At 68.4% G+C, this 19008-nt stretch carries 13 protein-coding genes; 8 read left to right on the top strand and 5 right to left on the bottom strand.

Going from position 1 to position 19008, the window contains the following annotated elements; translation table 11 throughout:
* Window positions 1-113: 113 nt before the first annotated feature.
* Window positions 114-1484, bottom strand: coding sequence for a nucleotide 5'-monophosphate nucleosidase PpnN (gene ppnN, locus BM436_RS21975; protein ID WP_093557674.1), 1371 nt, complete (start codon window positions 1482-1484; stop codon window positions 114-116).
* A gap of 309 nt (window positions 1485-1793) precedes the next feature.
* Between ppnN and BM436_RS21980 the strand changes: the two genes are divergently transcribed.
* Window positions 1794-3302 carry a peptide MFS transporter gene (locus BM436_RS21980; protein WP_093557675.1) on the top strand — a complete coding sequence of 503 codons (1509 nt, stop codon included), beginning with the start codon at window positions 1794-1796 and terminating at the stop codon, window positions 3300-3302.
* Between the two features lie 55 nt (window positions 3303-3357).
* On the opposite strand, the gene glpD is transcribed toward BM436_RS21980, so the two are convergent.
* Both glpD and BM436_RS21990 read right to left on the bottom strand, forming a co-directional pair.
* Window positions 3358-4884, bottom strand: coding sequence for a glycerol-3-phosphate dehydrogenase (gene glpD, locus BM436_RS21985; protein ID WP_093557676.1), 1527 nt, complete (start codon window positions 4882-4884; stop codon window positions 3358-3360).
* Between the two features lie 89 nt (window positions 4885-4973).
* Window positions 4974-5882 carry a LysR substrate-binding domain-containing protein gene (locus tag BM436_RS21990; protein ID WP_093557677.1) on the bottom strand — a complete coding sequence of 303 codons (909 nt, stop codon included), beginning with the start codon at window positions 5880-5882 and terminating at the stop codon, window positions 4974-4976.
* Between the two features lie 95 nt (window positions 5883-5977).
* Between BM436_RS21990 and BM436_RS21995 the strand changes: the two genes are divergently transcribed.
* The gene (locus BM436_RS21995) at window positions 5978-7003 is read left to right on the top strand and encodes an NAD-dependent epimerase/dehydratase family protein (protein WP_093557678.1); all 1026 of its coding nucleotides are present in this window, start codon (window positions 5978-5980) and stop codon (window positions 7001-7003) included.
* Here BM436_RS21995 and BM436_RS22000 read toward each other — a convergent pair.
* Window positions 6939-8225, bottom strand: a complete 1287-nt coding sequence (locus BM436_RS22000) for a metal-dependent hydrolase family protein (protein WP_093557679.1) — start codon at window positions 8223-8225, stop codon at window positions 6939-6941. The two genes, BM436_RS21995 and BM436_RS22000, sit on opposite strands and share 65 nt — an antisense overlap.
* A 188-nt stretch (window positions 8226-8413) precedes the next feature.
* Between BM436_RS22000 and BM436_RS22005 the strand changes: the two genes are divergently transcribed.
* The 6 genes from BM436_RS22005 to BM436_RS22030 all read left to right on the top strand — a co-directional run bounded on the left by BM436_RS22005 (window position 8414) and on the right by BM436_RS22030 (window position 16273).
* Complete coding sequence (locus tag BM436_RS22005; protein ID WP_093557766.1) at window positions 8414-10678, top strand: penicillin-binding protein 1A; 2265 nt, start codon at window positions 8414-8416, stop codon at window positions 10676-10678.
* A gap of 146 nt (window positions 10679-10824) precedes the next feature.
* Window positions 10825-11535 carry a hypothetical protein gene (locus BM436_RS22010; protein WP_143133265.1) on the top strand — a complete coding sequence of 237 codons (711 nt, stop codon included), beginning with the start codon at window positions 10825-10827 and terminating at the stop codon, window positions 11533-11535.
* Window positions 11532-13604, top strand: a complete 2073-nt coding sequence (locus BM436_RS22015; protein ID WP_093557681.1) for an MFS transporter — start codon at window positions 11532-11534, stop codon at window positions 13602-13604. Before BM436_RS22010 ends, BM436_RS22015 begins: the two co-directional genes overlap by 4 nt.
* Window positions 13601-14647, top strand: a complete 1047-nt coding sequence (locus BM436_RS22020) for an ABC transporter substrate-binding protein (protein ID WP_093557682.1) — start codon at window positions 13601-13603, stop codon at window positions 14645-14647. The genes BM436_RS22015 and BM436_RS22020 overlap by 4 nt, the downstream gene beginning before the upstream one ends.
* Window positions 14644-15327, top strand: coding sequence for a hypothetical protein (locus BM436_RS22025; RefSeq protein WP_143133266.1), 684 nt, complete (start codon window positions 14644-14646; stop codon window positions 15325-15327). Before BM436_RS22020 ends, BM436_RS22025 begins: the two co-directional genes overlap by 4 nt.
* Window positions 15328-15409: 82 nt before the next feature.
* Window positions 15410-16273 (top strand): hypothetical protein, encoded by an 864-nt coding sequence (locus tag BM436_RS22030; protein WP_093557767.1) that lies wholly within the window; start codon window positions 15410-15412, stop codon window positions 16271-16273.
* 22 nt (window positions 16274-16295) lie between these two features.
* Here BM436_RS22030 and BM436_RS22035 read toward each other — a convergent pair whose 3' ends face one another.
* Window positions 16296-18968: a protein kinase domain-containing protein gene (locus tag BM436_RS22035; protein WP_093557684.1), complete on the bottom strand. Its 2673-nt coding sequence runs from the start codon at window positions 18966-18968 to the stop codon at window positions 16296-16298.
* Window positions 18969-19008: the final 40 nt, after the last annotated feature.

Here is a 19008-nt window from a genome sequence, read left to right on the forward strand (position 1 = left end):
AAGCCGCCCGGCTCGAAGCCCGGCGGCTTTTTTTATCCCAAACCAGCGGCAAAGGCCGGGGTCAGACCCCATGGGGTCTGACCCCAGGATTTGCCTCTGGTTTCAATGCACGATCACTGCACGATGCGATAGCAAGGCGTGTAGGCCTTGCCCGCCAGCTTCATGCGGCTCTGCGCCACGAACGACGCCAGCAGCGCGTCCATCGGCCCCATGATGCTCGGGTCGCCGTGGATCTCGAAGTGGCCGTATTTCTCGATCGCGCGGATGCCCTCGTCCTTCACGTTGCCCGCCACCACGCCGGAGAAGGCCCGGCGCAGATTGGCCGCCAGCAGGTGCGTGGCCTGGTTCTTGTGCAAACTCAGGTTGCGCATGTTCTCGTGCGTGGGCGCGAACGGACGCTGGAACTCGTGGTCGATCTTCAGCGCCCAGTTGTAGTAATAGGCGTCGCTGCGCGACTTGCGGAACTCGCGCACCTCCTTGATCCCGGCCTGCATCTCGCGCGCCACCAGTTCCGGATCGTCGACGATGATCTTGTAGCGCTTCTGCGCCTCCGGACCCAGCGTGTCGGCGATGAACTGGTTGATCTGCACGAAGTACTCGCGCGAGGTCTCCGGCCCGGTGAAGATCAGCGGGAACGGGATGTTGGCGTTCTCCGGATGCAGCAGGATGCCCAGGATGTACAGGATCTCCTCGGCCGTGCCGGCGCCGCCCGGGAACACCAGGATGCCGTGCCCGGTGCGCACGAACGCCTCCAGCCGCTTCTCGATGTCGGGCATGATGACCAGGCTGTTGACGATGGGGTTGGGCGACTCGGCGGCGATGATGCCCGGCTCGGAGATGCCCAGGTAGCGCCCCTGGTGGGTGCGCTGCTTGGCGTGGCCGATGGTGGCGCCCTTCATCGGCCCCTTCATCGCGCCCGGGCCGCAACCGGTGCAGATGTCCAGCCCGCGCAGTCCCAGCTGGTAGCCGACCTCCTTGGAGTAGTTGTACTCGGCGCGGTTGATCGAGTGGCCGCCCCAGCACACCACCATGTTCGGGTTCAAGTGCGGCACCAGCACGCCCGCGTTGCGCAGGATGTGGAACACCGCGTCGGTGATGCCGTCGGTGCGGCTCAGGTCGAACTTGGGATTGTCGGTCACCTCGTTGCTGACGAAGACGATATCGCGCAGCACCGAGAACAGGTGCTCGTGTATGCCCTTGATCATTTTGCCGTCGACGAAGGCGATCGACGGCGCGCCCTTGATCTCGAGCTTGATGCCGCGCTCGCGCTGCATGATGTCGATATCGAAAGACTTGTAGCGTTCCAGCAGTTCCTTTCCATCGTCGATCGTACTGCCGCAGTTCAGCACCGCCAGGGCGCAGTTGCGGAAGATGTTGTACAGCCCGCCCTTACCGGAATCGAGCAACTTGTTTACTTCCGCCTTCGAGAGCACCTCCAGCATGCCCTCGGGGGAAATCAGGGTATCGACAACGTCATGTTCCATGATACGAGCATCCTTATTCAGATCCACTTACAACTCTTGAGCCTGCGACACCAATATACGACAACTCCGGGGCTTTGGGGCCCCAGTTTGATAGCCAGCGGCTATCAAGCGTGCTGCTTTCCAGACACACTGTTGTGATAGTAGCCATATTGCTGCATTGCAGCAAGCTAATTGCTAGACAAGGGCGCGCGGTAGATTAAAATGGCGCCCTGTTGGGACGCGGACCGCCGGCGAACACGCTACAAGCGAGCTTGCCTGGTCCGGTCCCATATTTTTTATTAAACGAAAATATTTTTCAGGAGAAGCCGCATGAGCGGTGCTACGACGCAGAATCCCGCGGACATCAATCCGCCGGAGTTCAAACAGATCCTGGGGCACCCCGCCCCGCTGTGGATGCTTTTCATGACCGAGTTCTGGGAACGCTTCGCGTTCTACGGCATCCGCTGGGCCCTTGTGCTCTACATCGTGGCGCAATTCCACGGCGGCGCGGCCAGCGGCCAGGCCGACGCCAACCTCACCTACGGTTCCTACCTGGCCCTCGTGTACGCGGCGGCCCTGTTCGGCGGCTACGTGGCCGACCGCGTGCTGGGCTACCAGCGCTCCATCCTGGTGGGCGCCGTGTTCATGGCCATCGGCCTGTTCGCCATCGCCCTGCCCGACCCCACCATCTTCAAGCTCGGCCTGGCCACCATCATCGTCGGCAACGGCCTGTTCAAACCGAACATCTCGACCATGGTCGGCAAGCTGTACAGCGTGGCCGATCCGCGCCGCGACTCCGGCTTCACCATCTTCTACATGGGCATCAACACCGGCGCCCTGATCGCGCCCGTGCTGACCCAGCTGCTGGCGGAAGAAGTGTTCGGCACCGGCGGCATGCCGTCGTACAAGGTGGTCTTCATGGCCGCCGGCGTCGGCATGATCATCAGCCTGATCTGGTTCTTCGTCGGCCGCGCCCAGCTCAAGGGCATCGGGGCGCCCGACCCGCAAGCCGGCGGCATGGCCCGCGTGGCCTACGTGTCGCTGGGCTGCCTGGCCGTGATCCCGGTGGCCTACCTGCTGCTGGCGGTGGGCGCCAACAACCTGCAGATGGTGCTGTCGGGCCTGTTCGTGCTGCTGGCCGTCATGCTGCTGGTGGAGGGCTTCCGCAACGGCAAGGTGGCGCGTGAAAAGGTCATCGCCATGCTGGTGATCTTCTTCTTCAACATCGTGTTCTGGATGTTCTTCGAACAGGCCGGCAGCTCCTTCACCTTCCTGGCCGAGCACATCGTGCGGCGCGACTTCGGCGGCTGGACCTTCCCCACCGCCTGGTTCCAGACCGTGAACTCGCTCGCCATCATCGGCTGCGCGCCCATCGTGGCCGCCGGATGGGTGATGCTGGCCAAGCGCAACGCCAACCCGTCCATCCCGCGCAAGTTCGGCCTGGGCATCCTGTTCAACGCGGCCGCCTTCGGCCTGCTGTGGTTCTCGCTGTCGACCCTGGTGGGCGCCGACAGCAAGATCCCGTTCTGGACCCTGTTCATGGTGTACGTGATCCAGTCCGTGGGCGAGCTGTGCCTGTCGCCGATCGGCCTGTCGATGGTGACCAAGCTGGCGCCGACGCGCCTGGTCGGGCTGGGCATGGGCGGCTGGTTCCTGTCCACCGGCATCGGCAACAACCTGTCCGGCATCTTCGCCTCGCACGCCAGCGGCGAAAGCGGCATGTCGGTCACGACCGCGCTGAGCGCCTACACGCAAGGCTTCTACATCCTGCTCGCCTGCGGCGTGCTGCTGTTCCTGCTGGCCCCGCTGATCAACAAGCTGATGCACGGCGTCAAGTAAGCGCCACCACAAAAAGCGCCCAGGGCTATTTAATTAAATGGCCCTGGGCGCTTTTTCATTGCGCCGACAGCCAGGCGTCGAGGCGGGCCTCGGCGCCGGGGGGCAGATGCAGGCCGAGCTTGCTGCGGCGCCACAGGATGTCGGCGGCCGTCACCGCCCATTCGTAGCGCCTCAGGTATTCGACCTCGGCGGCGTACAGGCCGGGTTCCAGTTCCCCGCCCATGTCGGCCAGCGCGGCGCGGCCGGACAGCAGCGTGTGCACCCGCGTGCCGTAGGCGCGGCAGTAGCGCGCCAGCAGGCCGGGCGCCAGCCACGGGTACTGCTTGGCGACCTTGGCCTCCCATTCGCCGTAGCGCAGCACCGCGCAGTTCTGCGGCGTGTCGCCATACAGGTCGCCGCCCGGCAGGCAGGCCTTGGCGGTCCATCCGCGCTGGGGACTGCCCAGCGATTTGCACACCAGGTCCACCGCCTCCTCGGCCAGCTTGCGGAAAGTGGTGATCTTGCCGCCGAAGATGCTCAACAGCGGCGCGCCGCCCTCGGCCTCCACCTCGAAACGGTAGTCGCGCGTGACGGCCTTGGCGTCGGCCGCCGCGTCCTCCACCAGCGGCCGCACGCCGGCGTAGGTCCACACCACGTCGTCCGGCCGCACCGGCGCGCTGAAGTACTGGCTGACCAGCTCGCACAGGTAGGCCACCTCGGCGCCGTCGATGGCGACCGCGTTCGGGTCGCCGCGGTAGTCCAGATCCGTGGTGCCGATCAGCGTGTAGTCCCCCTCGTAGGGGATGGCGAACACGATGCGGCCGTCGCGGTGCTGGAAGATGTAGGCGTGTTCGTGCTCGAACAGGCGCTTGACGACGATGTGGCTGCCCTTGATCAGCCGCAGGCTGCGCGCGTCCCGGCGCGGCAGGGCCATGCCGAGCAGGCTGGCGGTCCACGGCCCGGCCGCGTTCACCACGCAGCGCGCGCGCACCACGCTCTCCACGCCGTCGGCCTGGCGCAGCGTGGCGTACCAGTGGTCCCGCTCGCGCCGCAGCGCCACGCACGCGGTGCGGGTCTTGATGGCGGCGCCCTTGCGGCAGGCGTCCATGGCGTTGAGCACGACCAGCCGCGCGTCGTCCACCCAGCCGTCGGAATAGACGAAGCCGCGCGTGAACTCGGGCCGGAGCGGACGGCCCGCCACGTGGCAGCGCAGGCGCACGCCGTGCGAGCCGGGCAGCAGCTCGCGCCGGGCGAGGAAATCGTACAGGAACAGGCCGGCCCGTATCAGCAGCGCGGGACGCTGCCCCGGCGCGTGCGGCATCACGAAGCGCAGCGGACGGATGATGTGCGGCGCGCAGCGCATCAGCACCTCGCGCTCGATCAGCGCCTTGCGCACCAGCGCGAACTCGTAGTATTCCAGGTAGCGCAGGCCGCCGTGTATCAGCTTGGTGGAGGCCGACGAGGTGTGCGAACCCAGGTCGTCCTTTTCGCACAGCACCACGCACAGCCCGCGGCCGGCGGCGTCCCGCGCGATGCCCGCGCCGTTGATGCCGCCGCCAACCACCAGCAAATCGCATTCGATATCGTGTCCGCCCACCGCCATGCTCTCTCATTCACTCCGGCAAGCCATCAATGTTGCCGTGGGATAAAGATACGCCATTCCCGAAATACTGCCAACTACTATCGCGGCCGCTATTCGGTGGAGGCCAGCAGCGCGCGCTCCATCTCCGCCACCTCCGCCGTCAGCCACGCGCGGAAGTGGACGATCTTGGGCATGCGGTCCTTGTTGATGTTGTTGAGCAGGCGGTAGGCGGACTTGTAGGAGATGGGCCGGCCCTTCATCATGCGCAGCGCGCCCTTGCGCAAGTCCTCGTAGACGATGCTGTAGGCCACCAGCGCCACGCCCTGCCCGGCCACCGCCGCCTGCGCCAGCACGCCCCAGTGGCTGTAGCCCTTGGAGATGTGGTGGCAGGCCTTGGGCAGGCCGTTGGCCTCCATGTAGCGGTGCCATTGCACGTTGCTGCCCTCGTCCAGCAGCGGCAGGTCGCGCAAGTCTCGGAGCGTGAATTCGTCGCGGCCGGGCGGCAGGATGTCCGGGCTGTAGACGGCCACCAGGCGCTCGCGGAACAGCACCGCCGGGTCGCCCGGCTCGTGGCCGCCGTAGCGGATGGCCACGTCGACGCTGTCGTCCTCCAGGCTCACCACACGGTCGCTGGCGTCCAGCCGGATGTCGAGGTCCGGGTGCAGGCGCGTGAAGTGCGTCAGCCGCGGCGCCAGCCATTTCAGCGCGAAGGAATGGGTGCTGGAGATGCGCAGCACGTTCTCCTCGCCGCTGTCCTGCAGCGCGGCGGCCTTGCCGCGCAGGTCGGCCAGCACGCGCGTGACGGTGGCGGCGAAGTCGCGCCCCTTCTCGGTCAGCTCCACGTTGCGCGGGTGGCGCAGGAACAGCGCGAAGCCCAGCTCCTCCTCCAGGTTGCGGATCTGCTGGCTGACGGCGGCCGGCGTCTTGAACAGCTCCTCGGCGGCCAGCTTGAAGCTGCCCAGGCGGGCCGCGCACTCGAGGTCGATCAGGCCGGACAGGCTGCGCAGGGGCTTTTTCATGGATTAGATTTTCTTGTTCTCAGACTGGCAATTTTCTCGTTTGATCAGCCATCGGCGCTACCGCAGAATGGACCTCACACAAACAGGAGAATAACATGCACAAGAATATCTTGGTGATGGGCGGCACGCGCGGCCTCGGCGCGGCGCTGGTGGACAAGCTGCTGGACGCGGGCCACACGGTCGCGGTGGCCGACAGCGGCATCGCTCGGGACGGCTTCGGCACACGCGCGCGCCGCATCGTCGCGGACCGCGCCGACCACGCGGCCATGCGCGCGGCCTTCGCCGGCGAGGTCCGTTTCGATATCGTGTATGACCTGCTGTGCCACAACCCGCTGGACGCGGCCATCGCCATCGAAGTCCTGGCCGGCAAGGTGGACCGCTACGTGATGGCCTCGTCCATCGAGGTCTATCGCAACCTCATGGGCCGCCACGACGGCCCGTTCGAGGAGCTGGACCTGGACCTGTCGTCGCAGCGGGTGGATATGGGCTATCCGTGGCACGACGCGCTGCTGGCCGACTACCGCCGCGCCGACGGCATGCGCCAGGCCGAGGCGCTGCTCTACCGCGACGCCACGCTGCCGGTGGTGACGGTGCGCCTGGCGCACGTGCTGGGCCAGGCGTCCGGCGGGGACGCGGGCGACCGCGCCGCCGGCGACCCGCTGGCCCACTACGTGGCCCTGGCGCAGACCGACCAGGCGCTGCTCTACGCGAACGGCCGCGCCACCACGTCCTTCCTGGACGCGGAAGGGGCCAGCGCCTTCCTGCTGTGGGCCGGCGCGCAGGACTTCCTCGGTCCCGTGAACGCGGCCAGCGGCGGCCAGTTGTCCGCGCTGGGATTGCACCGCCGCGTGGGCGAGGTGCTGGGGCTGAAGGTGCGCGCGCTGCCGCTGACCACGCAGGCCGGACTCAGCCCCTTCGACCTGCCGCACCCGCTGGTGCTGAACACGGAGCGCGCCGCCGCCATGGGCTTCCGCTTCAGCCGCGTCGACGGCTGGCTGGACCTGCTGATCCACCAGCACCAGCCGGACCTGGTGGCCGGCCAGGCGCCCGTGCGCGTTACCGTGGCTGCTTGTACACCACGCCGTCCTTCATCACAAACTTCACTTGTTGGAGCAAGGTGATGTCCTTGAGCGGGTCGCCGTCGACGGCCACGATGTCGGCGGCGTAGCCCGGCTCCACGGCGCCCAGGCGGCCGGACTGGTTCAGCAGCTCGGCCGCGGTCAGCGTGGCCGAGCGTATCGCCTCCAGCGCCGGCATGCCCGCCTCCACCATGTAGGCGAACTCCCTTGCGTTGTCGCCATGGGGGAAGACGCCGGCGTCAGTGCCGAAGGCGATCTTCACGCCCGCCTTGTAGGCCTTGGCGAACGTGGCCTGGATCAGCGGGCCGATGGCGGCCGCCTTCGGGCGCACCAGCGGCGAGTAGTAGTCGGCGTCCCGCGACTTCTCACCCACGTATTTGCCGGCGCTGATGGTCGGCACGTAATAGGCGCCGCTCTTCTTGAACAGCGCGATCGCCTCGTCGTCCATATAGGTGCCGTGCTCGATCGAGTCCAGCCCCGCGCGCAGCGCGCGCTTGATGCCCTCCACGCCGTGCGCGTGCACCGCCACGCGGAAGCCGTAGTCCTTCGCGGTGGCGGCGATGGCCCTCAGCTCCTCGTCCGTGAACTGCGAATTCTGGCCGCTGGCGGCCTGGCTCAACACGCCGCCGGTGGCGGTGATCTTGACCAGGTCCGCGCCCTCCTTGTAGCGCGCCCGCACCGCCTCGCGCGCGTCGTCGGCGCCGTTGATGACGCCCTCGTACGGCGTCGGCGCGCCCTTGGCCTTGCCCAGGGCGCGCGACAGGCCGTTGCTGTGGTCCCCGTGGCCGCCGGTGGTGGCGATCATGGTGCCCGCCGTGTACATGCGCGGGCCGGGAATCGCGCCGCTGGCGATGGCGCGCTTGAGCGAGATGTTCAAGCCATCCGGCGCGCCGAGGTCGCGCACGGTGGTGAAGCCGGCCTTCAGGGTGCGCTCGGCGTAGGCCACGGAGCGGTAGGCCAGGTCCGCCGGGTCCTGCGTCAGCGCGGCGCGCAGCGCGTCGGCCTGCTTCTGCGTTTCGTCGGTCAGGTGCACGTGCATGTCGATGAAGCCCGGCAGGCAAGACCTGGCGCCCAGGTCGACGTCGCCCCTGGCGGCGCCGGTCGGCGCGATCGACACGACGACGCCGTTGTCGACCGTGACCGTCACCCGCTCGCGCCACACGCCCGCCTTCACATCCAGCAGGCGCCCGCAATCGACGGTCTGGGACGCGGCCGCCGCCCCGTTCAGCACCACCAGCAAACCCAGAACCGATACACCACGCATGGCTTCATCCTTTAAATTGACACATTAACCGGAGGCGAGAATAGCATAAGGACAAGCGGCGCGGGAGGCGGGTTTGGCGCAATCCGCTTCGTCTATAATTGCCCCTCCTTGCAACCTTGCATCCGTGGGCTCTCGATTTGAACACTCCAATCTGGCTTAACCGCCGCAACGTCATCCGCGGCCTCGCCATGGCCGGCATCGCCTCGGCGGTCGGCGCCGCCGCGCTGGCCGGCTACATGCTGCTGGTGGTCGCACCCAACCTGCCGGCGCTGGACGCCGTCACCGACTACCGCCCCAAGATTCCGCTGCGCGTCTACACCGCCGACAATGAGCTGATCGGCGAATTCGGCGAGGAGCACCGCGACTTCGTCGCCGTGAAGGACACGCCGGAGATGATGAAGAAGGCCATCCTCGCCATCGAGGACACGCGTTTCTACGATCACGGCGGCATCGACTGGATACGCGCGCTGGGCGCGGTGCGCTCCAACCTGCGCGGCAGCTTCCGCCAGGGCGGCTCCACCATCACCATGCAGGTGGCGCGCAACTTCTTCCTCAGCCGCGACAAGGTGCTGGGCCGCAAAATGGCCGAGGTGATGCTGGCCTATAAGATAGAGGCGGCGCTGAGCAAGGACCAGATCCTGGAACTGTACATGAACCAGATCTACCTGGGCCAGCGCTCCTACGGTTTCGGCAGCGCGGCGCAGACCTATTTCAGCAAGCCGCTCAAGGAACTGTCCATCGCCGAGATGGCGATGCTGGCCGGCCTGCCCAAGAACCCGTCGCGCCACAACCCGGCCGTCAACCCCCAGCGCGCGCGCCTGCGCCAGCACGTGGTGCTGGGCCGCATGCGCGACGTGGGCTACATCACCGAGGCGCAATACCAGCAGGCGCTCAAGGAGCCGCTGCGCGTGAGCGCCAAGGGCCAGGAGTTCGACACGCACGCCGAATACGTGGCCGAACTGGCGCGCCAGGTGGTGTACGAACAGTTCAAGGAGGAGTCGTACACGCGCGGCATCAGCGTCTACACCACCATCCTGAAGGCGGACCAGGACGCGGCCTATGAATCGGTGCGCCGCAACGTGCTGGCCTACGACCAGCGCCACGGCTACCGCGGCCCCGAGGCCTTCATCGACCTGCCCTCCGATCCCGAGGAGCGCGAGGACGCCATCGACGAGGCGCTGCAGAAGCGCCGAAGCAGCGACCGGCTGGTGCCGGCCGTGGTGACGTCGGCCACGTCCAAGCTGGTGCGGGTGGAGACCATCGACGGCGAGGAGTTGGACATCAGCGGCGAGGGACTGAAACTGGCCACGCCCGCGCTGGGCGAGAACGCCAAGCCGGCCGTCAAGCTGCGCCCGGGCGCCATCGTCCGCGTGGTGAAATCGGACAAGCGCGGCGGCAAGCCGGCGTGGGCCATCGCCCAGGTGCCGCAGGTGGCGGCCGCCTTCGTGTCCATCGATTCGAACACCGGCGCCTACCACGCGATGGTGGGCGGCTTCGACTACAACCTGCAGAAGTTCAACCACGTGACGCAGGCCTGGCGCCAGCCCGGCTCCGCGATCAAGCCCTTCGTGTATTCGGCGGCGCTGGAAAAAGGCTATTTCCCCGGCACGCTGATCGGCGACACGCCGCTGGACCTGGGCGGCGGCGAGAACGGCCAGCCCTGGCGGCCGCAGAACGACGACGGCGTCTACGACGGCGCCGTCACCATGCGCACCTCGCTGGCCAAATCGAAGAACGTCACCTCCATCCGCCTGCTGCGCGCCGTCGGCGTGCCCTACGCGCACGACTACCTGGCCAAGTTCGGCTTCGACCCGGCCAAGCACCCGCAGAACCTGACCATGACGCTGGGCACCGGCTCGGTCACGCCGCAGCAGATGGCGGCCGCCTACGCGGTGTTCGCCAACGGCGGCTACCAGGTGCAGCCCTACCTGATCGCCCGCATCGTCGACGGCGACGGCAAGGTGATCTCGGAAACCAAGGCGCCGCAGGCGGCGCAGGAGGGCAACCGCGTGCTGGATCCGCGCAACGTCTTCATCACCGACGGCATGCTGCGCGAAGTGACGCGCAGCGGCACCGGCGCGGCGGCCGCGCAGCGCCTGGGCCGATACGACATCGCCGGCAAGACCGGCACCACCAACGACGCGGTGGACGGCTGGTTCGCCGGCTATGGCGGCGGCGTGGTCGGCGTGGCCTGGATGGGCTACGACGATCCCAAGTCGCTGGGCGGGCGCGAGTTCGGCGCCACGCTGGCGATGCCGATCTGGGTCGACTACATGAAGGTGGCGCTGGCCAAGCTGGCGGCGGTGGAACGCGCGGCGCCGGAGGGCGTGACCCAGGTGGACGGCGAGTGGATGTACAGCGAGTATGTGGACGACCCGTCGGTGCGCACCATCGACATGGAGCTTCCTCCCCCTTCCGCGCCCGCGGCGGACGAGGCGCCCATCGTCAACTAGCGTCGAAGCAACTTTGTTTGCATCCGCGCCACACCCTGGTGGCGAAATGGTAGAAAAGCAATATTGAGCAAACTCAACAGTGCTACAATTATTGCAATCTATACATTACGCGGCGCCTCGCGCCGCCGCTGCCCAGGTGCCCACGCATGGCGATGTCACGACTCAGCGTAACGATCACGGCGCCCATCGTACTGATTTCGGTATTGGCGATAGGGCTGACCGTTTTCCTCAACGTCGGCAAGCTCGATCGCACCCTCGCGGAGCTGGAGGAGTCGCGCCTGCGCTACACCGTCAACGCCCTGCGCCAGAACCTGGAAACGGGGCTCGACCTGGGCCTGCCGGTGCGCAGCCTCGGCAACGCGCAGGCCGCGATCGACTTCGAAGCCAGCCAGGACCCGGACATCGTTTCCATCGTGGTCAGGGACGAGGCGGGCCAGCCGGTGTTCCACACCAGCCGCCCGGCCGCCGACGGCCGCGGGGCGGACGCTGACCCGGACAGCATCAAGGTCGGCGCCACGCTGAGCAACAACCTCGGCGCCGAGGTGGGCGCGATCGAGCTGCGCTACTCGCGTCGCGGCCACGACGAATTCATCGCCGGCATCTCCGCCCACCTGCTGCTGGCCGCGCTGGTGGCCACCGCCGTGTCCATCCTGCTCACCCTCGTCGTCACCAGGCAGTGGGTGCGCCGCATAGGCCGCACCCTGGGCAGCATCGAGCACGCGCTGGACGACAACGCGCCGGCGGTGGAAAAGCCGGACCGCCACGCGGCGGCCCTGGCCGAGGAGGTCAAGCACAGCGCCGGCAAGGCCATGGACGAACTGGATCGGGCGCGCCGCGCGGTGGGGGGGGCGCCGTGAGCAACGCCAGCCGCCTGTACGCGCGCCCCGTGCGCCAGTTGTTCATCTTCGTGCTGGCGCTGCTGGTGACGGTGCAGGCCGCGCTGTCGCTGTACGCGTGGACGCTGTCCGAGCGGCGCCTGTTGCCGGAACTGGGCCGCAAGGCGCACACCACCGGCGTGGCGCTGTCGGCGCAGCTGGTGCGGGCGGTCGGCTACGGCATCCCGCTGCGGCGCCTGGAGGGCGTGCCCGAATACTTCGGCGAGGTGCTGAGGAAGAACAGCGACCTGGCCTACCTGCGCATCACGGACCCCGGCGGCGCCGTCCTCTTTGGCAGCAGCAGCAACGGCGGCTACGCCGCGGGCGGGCAGCCGGACCAGTTCCTCGACACCGAGCTGCCGCTGGTGCACGAGGGCCGCGTCATCGCGCGCCTGCACGTGGGCGTGGACAAGGGCTACGTCGCCGCGCGCGTGCGCGAGCTGCGCTACGACATCGGCATCGTGCTCATCACCAGCCTGCTGATCGCCTTCGAGATCCTGTGGTTCATCGTCACCCTGAATTTCACCGCGCCCATGCGCCAGATCGTCGGCCTGATGACGCACATCGCCGAGGGCGACTTCCGCGAGCGCACGCCGCCGCCCGCCACCGCCGTCATCGCCACCCGCCTGCACCGCATCTCCGCGCGCCTGAACCAGGCCTACGCCGATCTGCTGGAGAAGGCGGCGGCGCTGGCCGTGGCCGCGCCCCACCACGCGGCGAGGGCGGAACCGCTGCTACAGCGCCTGCGCCAGGCCTACGCCTTCGGCCGCTCGCCCGGCGACGAACTGATACAGCACCGCATCGTGCTGGTGCGGGTGCTCAGCTTCCTGTTCATGTTCGCCGAGATGCTGTCGCGCCCCTTCCTGCCCGTGTACGCGGCGTCGCTGCCCGCCGAGGGGGTCGCCGGCGGCCTGCACGCCAGCCTGCCCGTGACCGCCTTCCTGCTGGGGGTGGCGCTGTCCATGCCCTTCGCCGGCAGCTGGTCCGACCGGCTGGGCCGGCGCAGCAGCTATATCGCCGGCGCGCTGACGGTGATGACGGGCCTGGCCGCGACCGGGCTGGTGCCGGATTACCTGGCCCTGGTGGCGGCGCGCGCCGTGACCGGCGTGGGCTACGCCATCATGTTCATGGCCTGCCAGGGCTATGTGTTCGACCACACGGACAGCGGCAACCGCGGCAAGGGCATGGCGCTGTTCGTCGGCGCCATCATGGTGGCGGAGATCTGCGCGCCGGCCGTGGGCGGCATCCTGGCCGACCGCATCGGCTACCGGCTGGTGTTCCTGCTGGGCGCCGCCGTGGCGCTGGCGGCGGCCGTGCTGGCGGCCGGCGTGTTGCAGAAGGCGCCGCCGGCCGCGCCGGCCGGCGCGCGCTCGGATGCGCGCTCGGACGCGCGTGCCGCGGCGCAAGGCCAGCCACTGCTGGCGCGGCTGGCGCGCAACCGGCGCTTCCTGGCGCTGTCCATCCTGTCCGGCGTGCCGGCCAAGTTCCTGTACTCCGGCTTCCTGATTTTCCTGGTGCCGGTGCTGCTGTCGTCGCTGGGCCATTCCAAGTCCGAGATCGGCCGCTACACCATGCTGTACGGTTTGAGCTCGCTGGCGCTGGCGCCGCTGTTCGCCCACCTGGCGGACCGCTACAACGCCTACGCCAAACTGGTCGCCGCCGGCGGCGTGCTGACCGGCATGGGACTGCTGCCGGTGGCGTACGGCGCCAGCGGCGAGATGGTCATGCTGGGCATCGCTGCGCTGGGCGTGGGCCAGTCCATGAGCATCTCGGCGCAGCTGGTGCTGGTGGCGCGCGTCACGCAGGCCGAGGCGCGCCAGGCCGGCACGGGTCCCATCGTCGGCATCTTCCGCCTGCTGGAGCGCCTCGGCGCGGCCGCCGGACCGGTGGTGACGGGCATGCTGGCCGCGCGCTACGGCGCCCCGCACGCCATGACGCTACTCGGCGTCTTCGCGCTCGGCGCATCGCTGCTGTTCGCGCTGGTGTTCGTGCTGGCCAGCCGGGGCGCGGCGCGGCATCCCGGCGCTGGCGGCGTGAGGACGGCATCATGAAGCGGCGCGCATTCACCAAGGCCGGCCTGGCCGGCGTGGCGGGCGCCCTCGCCTGCGCCCTGCCGCCAGCCGCCGCGCAGGCGCGCCCGTACCGCATCTACATGATCCTGTTCCGCGGCGAGACGGCGGTGGAACACGGCTTCCGCGACTACTTCGCCGTGCATGGCATCCCGGTGGAACTGATCGTGCGCGACGTCGCGCTCGACGTGGGCAAGGTGCCGGAGCTGGTGGCCGAGGCGCGCGCGATGAAGGTGGACCTGATCTACACCTGGGGCACGCCGGTCACGCTGGCCGTGGTGGGCAAGGAGGGCGCGGTCGATCCCTCGCGCCACGTCACGGACATCCCGGTGGTGTTCACGATGGTGGCCTCTCCGGTGGGCGCCGGACTGGTGAAGTCGCTGGCCTCGCCGGCGGGCCCGGGCCAGGCGAAGTCGCCCGCCTCGTCGGGGCGCAACCTGACGGGCGCCAGCCACGTGGTGCCGGCCTCGCAGCAGTTCAGCGCCATCCGCGCCTACCGCCGCTTCGACCGCATCGCCATCATCTACAACCCGGCCGAACCGAACTCGGTCCAGAACGTGAAGGACCTGCGCGCGCTGGCCGCGACCGAGCGCTTCCAGCTGATCGAGCGCCCGGTGCCGCTGGACGACAAGGGCCAGCCCATTGCGTCGGCGCTGCCCGGCATGGTCGCCGAGCTGTCCTCGCTTGCCGTGCAGCTGCTGTACATCGGCCCGGACAGCTTCCTGGGCGCCAACCGCAAGGCGCTGACCGAGGCCGCGCTGCTGCGGCGCCTGCCGACTTTCTCCGCCACGGAGATCCCACTGCGCGAAGGCAAGGCGCTATTCGGGCTGGTGTCCGGCTACGAGAACGTGGGCCGCCTCACCGCCTTCAAGGCCGAGCAGATCCTGCGCGGCAAAGTGAAACCGGCCGCCATCCCGATCGAAACCCTGGCGCGCTTCTCCTACCTGGTGAACATGTCCGTCGCCGCGCAACTGGACCTGTACCCGCCCCTTAAAGTCATCAACTACGCCGAGGTGCTGAAATGAACGTCATGACCGACTTCCTGTTCCACTGGCGGACCATGGAGGCCGGCGAGGCGCCGGCCATCCACGCGCTGCACAGCGAGGTCGCCGCCGCCACGCCGCGCGGCATGGTGCGCCCGGACGGACTGGAACACTTCCAGCGCCACGTGGCCGAATGCGGCCGCATACTCGGCTGCTTCGCCGACGGCGACCTGGTGGCCTACGGCGTGCTGGGCATGGACTCGCCGACGGTGGACCACCTGGCCGAACTGCTGCGCCTGCGCGCCGACGAGCGCGCGCGCCTGTGCGTGCTGGACGGCGCCGCCTCGCTGCCCGAATGGCGCGGCCGGCGCCTGCACTGCGCCGCCATCGAGGAACGCATGGCGCTGGGGCGGGAACTGGGACGCACGCTGGTGGCGGCCACGGTGGCGCCGGAGAACATGCGCAGCCTGCGCGGCCTGCTGCTGGAAGGCTTCAGCGTGCACGGCTACGCCATCGTCTACGGCGGCCTGGCGCGGCTGATCGTGCGGCGCGACCTGCTGCAAGCCATCCCCGAATGGACCACGGTGCGGCGCGTGCCCTCGGCCGACCACGAAGGCCACCAGCGCGCGCTGGCCGAGGGCCTGCAAGGCTTCCACTGCTGGCAGGACGAGCACGAACACTGGCACGTGGACTACGGCCACATTAAAAACACCGCGCCTTGAATTCTCACACATTGTCACAACTAGTGCGTGACAAGTGGATGCGAATGCCGATATGCTGACGCAAAATCGGGCGGAGAAGGATATGGCAAAGGCGGCACTGGTCACGGTACACGGCATGGGCGAGACGCAGCGCGGCTACGCGAAGCCGATGCTGACGGCGCTGCAGCGCCGCATGGGGGACGCCTTCACGCGGGTGGACACCCGCACCGTCTACTACCAGCACATCCTGCAGGACAACGAGCAGGAGGTGTGGAAGCGCGTGAACTCCGCCAGCAAGGTGCATTACGACGACCTGCGCAAGTTCCTGCTGTTCGGCTTCGGCGACGCGGCCGGCCTGGAGAACCGCAAGGAGGACGATTGCTCGACCTACGAGCTGGCGCAGGCCGAAATCGCCCGCGCGCTGCTGTCGGTTTGCGAGCAAAACGGCCGTGCCACGCCGGTGGTGCTGCTGGCGCACTCGCTGGGCTGCCAGGTGCTATCCAGTTATCTGTACGACGCCCAGAAGGCCAGGAAGCGGGTGCCGGTGCGGGCCGGCATCTGGCGCGACATCGACCAGGCCTCGCTCGGCTTCGCCGGCCGCGTGCTGAACGAGGCTGAAAAGCGCTTCATCAGCGGCGGCACCTGCACCGGCATGCTCACCACCGGCTGCAACATCCCCATGTTCGTGGCCGCGCACCAGGGCATGACCATCATCCCCATCGACAAGCCCACGCCCGGCTTCCACTGGCTGAACCTGTACGACCCGGACGACGTGCTGGGCTGGCCGCTGCAGCCGCTGTCGCCCGGCTACAGCAGCCTGGTGCAGGACCGCGCCATCAACTCCGGCCAGGGCGCGGTCGACTGGATACTGAAAAGCTGGAATCCCGCCTCCCACAACAGCTACTGGACCGACGACGAGGTGCTCGATCCGCTGGCGGAGATGCTGGCGTCGCAGCTGCCTCGCTGACGGAACCGGCCGCCCGCGCCTCCTATTCCTCCTCCCGCCCGCGCCCGGGCGTGCGCCGCTTTTCCCGTTCGCGCTGGCGCAGCACGTCTATCATCACGTTGAAGGTGCGCGCCAGGCGGCCTATCTCGTCGGTGCTGGTGACCTTGATGTTGGCGCGGTCGTAATCGCCGTCCTTCAGCGCGTTGGCCGCCTCGGTCAGGCGCACCACCGGCCGCGTGATGCTGCGCGCGAACAGCACCGCCAGGATCAGGAACACCAGCCCCACCGCCGCCACGCTGTACAGCACGTGGCTGAACAGCCGTTGCAGCGGCTCCTCGAAACGCGTGCGCGACTCGCTCACGCCCACGATCCAGTTGTGGCCCTTCACCGGCGCGTAGCCGGCGTGCTCGTCGACGCCGCTCAGCGTGGAATGGAAGCTGATGTTGCCCGTGCTCCGGGCGCCGATCAGCGCCTGCGCCAGGTCCGGCATGTCCACGCTTTCTATGCGGTGGCGGCGGAAGCGCTGGTCGGCGATGATGCGGCCCAGCGTGGCCTTGGGCAGCGGCGCCAGGCTGCGGTACAGCTGCCTGGCGTCCGGATGGTGCACGATGACGCCGTCGCCGTCTATCATGAACGGCACGCGCGCCCGGTCCGAACCCACCTCGTTCAGGATGGCCGAGATGGTGGCGCCCTTGATGCGCAACACCACCACACCGATCACATTCTTCGCCTCGTCGAACACCGGGTTGGCGTAATAGACGCCGGGCAGGCCCGCCGTGGCGCCGATGATCACGCCCGTCATGAAGGGCTGGCCCTTCATCGCCTCCCTGAAGTACTCGCGGAACTTGAAGTTCACGCCAGCCACGCCGGGCTCGCTGGAGACCAGGGCCGTGCCCTCCTTATCCATCAGGAACATCAGGTGCGCGTCCGGATTGGTCTTGATCAGGTTGTCCAGCTTGGCGCTGACCACGGCCTTCCTGGCCTCGGTCGGCTCGCGCAGGTACTCGATGAAGGCGCGGTCGGTGGCTAGGTAGTTGGCCAGGTAGCGGCTGTCCGCGATCAGTTGCGAGATGCGCCCCGCCGTGGCCTGCGCCAGGCTTTCCAGGTTGCGCAGTTCGCTGGCCGACACCGCCGAGACGCTGCCTCTCAGGTTGTAGTAGGCGGTGATGGTCATGGGCAGCAGCGCGGCCAGCATCATCGCGATCGTCATTTTCACCACCAGCGGCCAGGAGGCCGGCCGCCACAGCGCGCGTCCCAGCTTGCGCACGCCCTTCTTGATGCTGCGCTGGCCTTCCAGCTCGCCCACCCGCAGCGCCTCCTGCAGGCCCAGGCTGCCCGCGTGCGACGCGAACAGGCTTTGCGAGAATTCCTGTATCGATTGCGGCCGTTGCGCCGGCTGCACCTCCAGCGCCCAGTCCACCGCCTTCAGGAATTCCTCGCTGTAGCGCCCCGCCGCCGCCTGCGTGGCGGGGATGTACTCGGCCACGCCGTTGCGGCGCTCCGGCGCCGGCGCCGGCTTGGCGCCGGTGATCATCCAGTACAGCGTGGCGCCGAAGGCGTAGATGTCGGTCCACGGCCCCTGCTCGCCCCCCTCGTACTGCTCCAGCGGCGCGTAGCCGGGCGTGACCACGTCCGCCATGGCCTGCATGCCGCCCACCGTCTGGCGCGCGGCGCCGAAGTCCAGCAACACCAGGCTACCATCGTCCTTGCGCACGTAGATGTTGTCCGGCTTGATGTCGCGGTGCAGATAGCCCGATTCGTGCACCAGCGACAGGCCGTCCAGCAGCGGCTGCATCAGCGACAGCAGCTGCTGTTCGGGCATGTCCTTGTGCTTTTCCCACCACTGCTTGAGCGGCTTGCCCTGCTCGTACTCGAGCACCATGTAGGCGGTGCGGTGCGCCTCGAAGAAGCGCGCCACGCGCACGATGTTGGAGTGGCGGAAGGTGGCCAGTGTGCGCGCCTCGACCAGGAAGCATTCCAGGCCGTTCAGGTAAAACTCGTTGTCCTCGGGCCAGCGCGGCGAGACCGACTTGTCGCTGGCGCGGGTGGCGAAATCGGCCGGCAGGTATTCCTTGATGGCGACCTTGGCGTTCAGGTTGACGTCGGTGGCCAGGTAGGTGATGCCGAAGCCGCCCTGCCCCAGCACGGAGTCGATGCGGTACTCGAACAGCTCGAAGCCGGGCGCCAGCGCCAGGGGGCTGGCCGTGCCGGGCGCGATGGAGCGGTTCTGTATCGGCGGTAGCGTGGGCAGGATGTTGCTGCGGCTGGGCTGGGACGCCGATCGCGTGCGGCCGGTAACGGACGGGCGGCTGTGCGGGTGGTTCAGCACCTCGGTGGGCGAGTCGCCGGAGGTCGGCGCCGCCGCTTCGGCCGGGACCGCGCCCTGGGCCCGGGCCGCAACCTCCGCCGGACCGCGGTGGCGCGGCGGTTCGCGCGTACCGTCCGGGCGGTAGTACGGCACGGGGATGGTGGCGTCGTCGTCGTGCGGCTGCGCGGCCTGCGGGCGCGGCACCGTGATGTCGGCCAGGCCGTCGCGCGCGGCCAGCTGGCCGGTGGCGGCGCGCGCCGTCATCTCGTGCACGTCGCGCATGCGGCGCTCCACCGCCACCACCGCCTCCAGGGCCGCCACCCGGCGCGCCAGGATGGCGGCGCGGGCCTCGGCCGCCGCGTTGCGGTTGCCGTCGTCCGGCTCGTTCAGCTGATCTCTCTCTTCCATGCCTGTCCCGGCGTTCCTGTCCTGTGGTCTTGTTGCAGTG

This window comes from Pseudoduganella namucuonensis (assembly GCF_900116645.1).
Classification (GTDB): Bacteria; Pseudomonadota; Gammaproteobacteria; order Burkholderiales; family Burkholderiaceae_D; genus Rugamonas; species Rugamonas namucuonensis.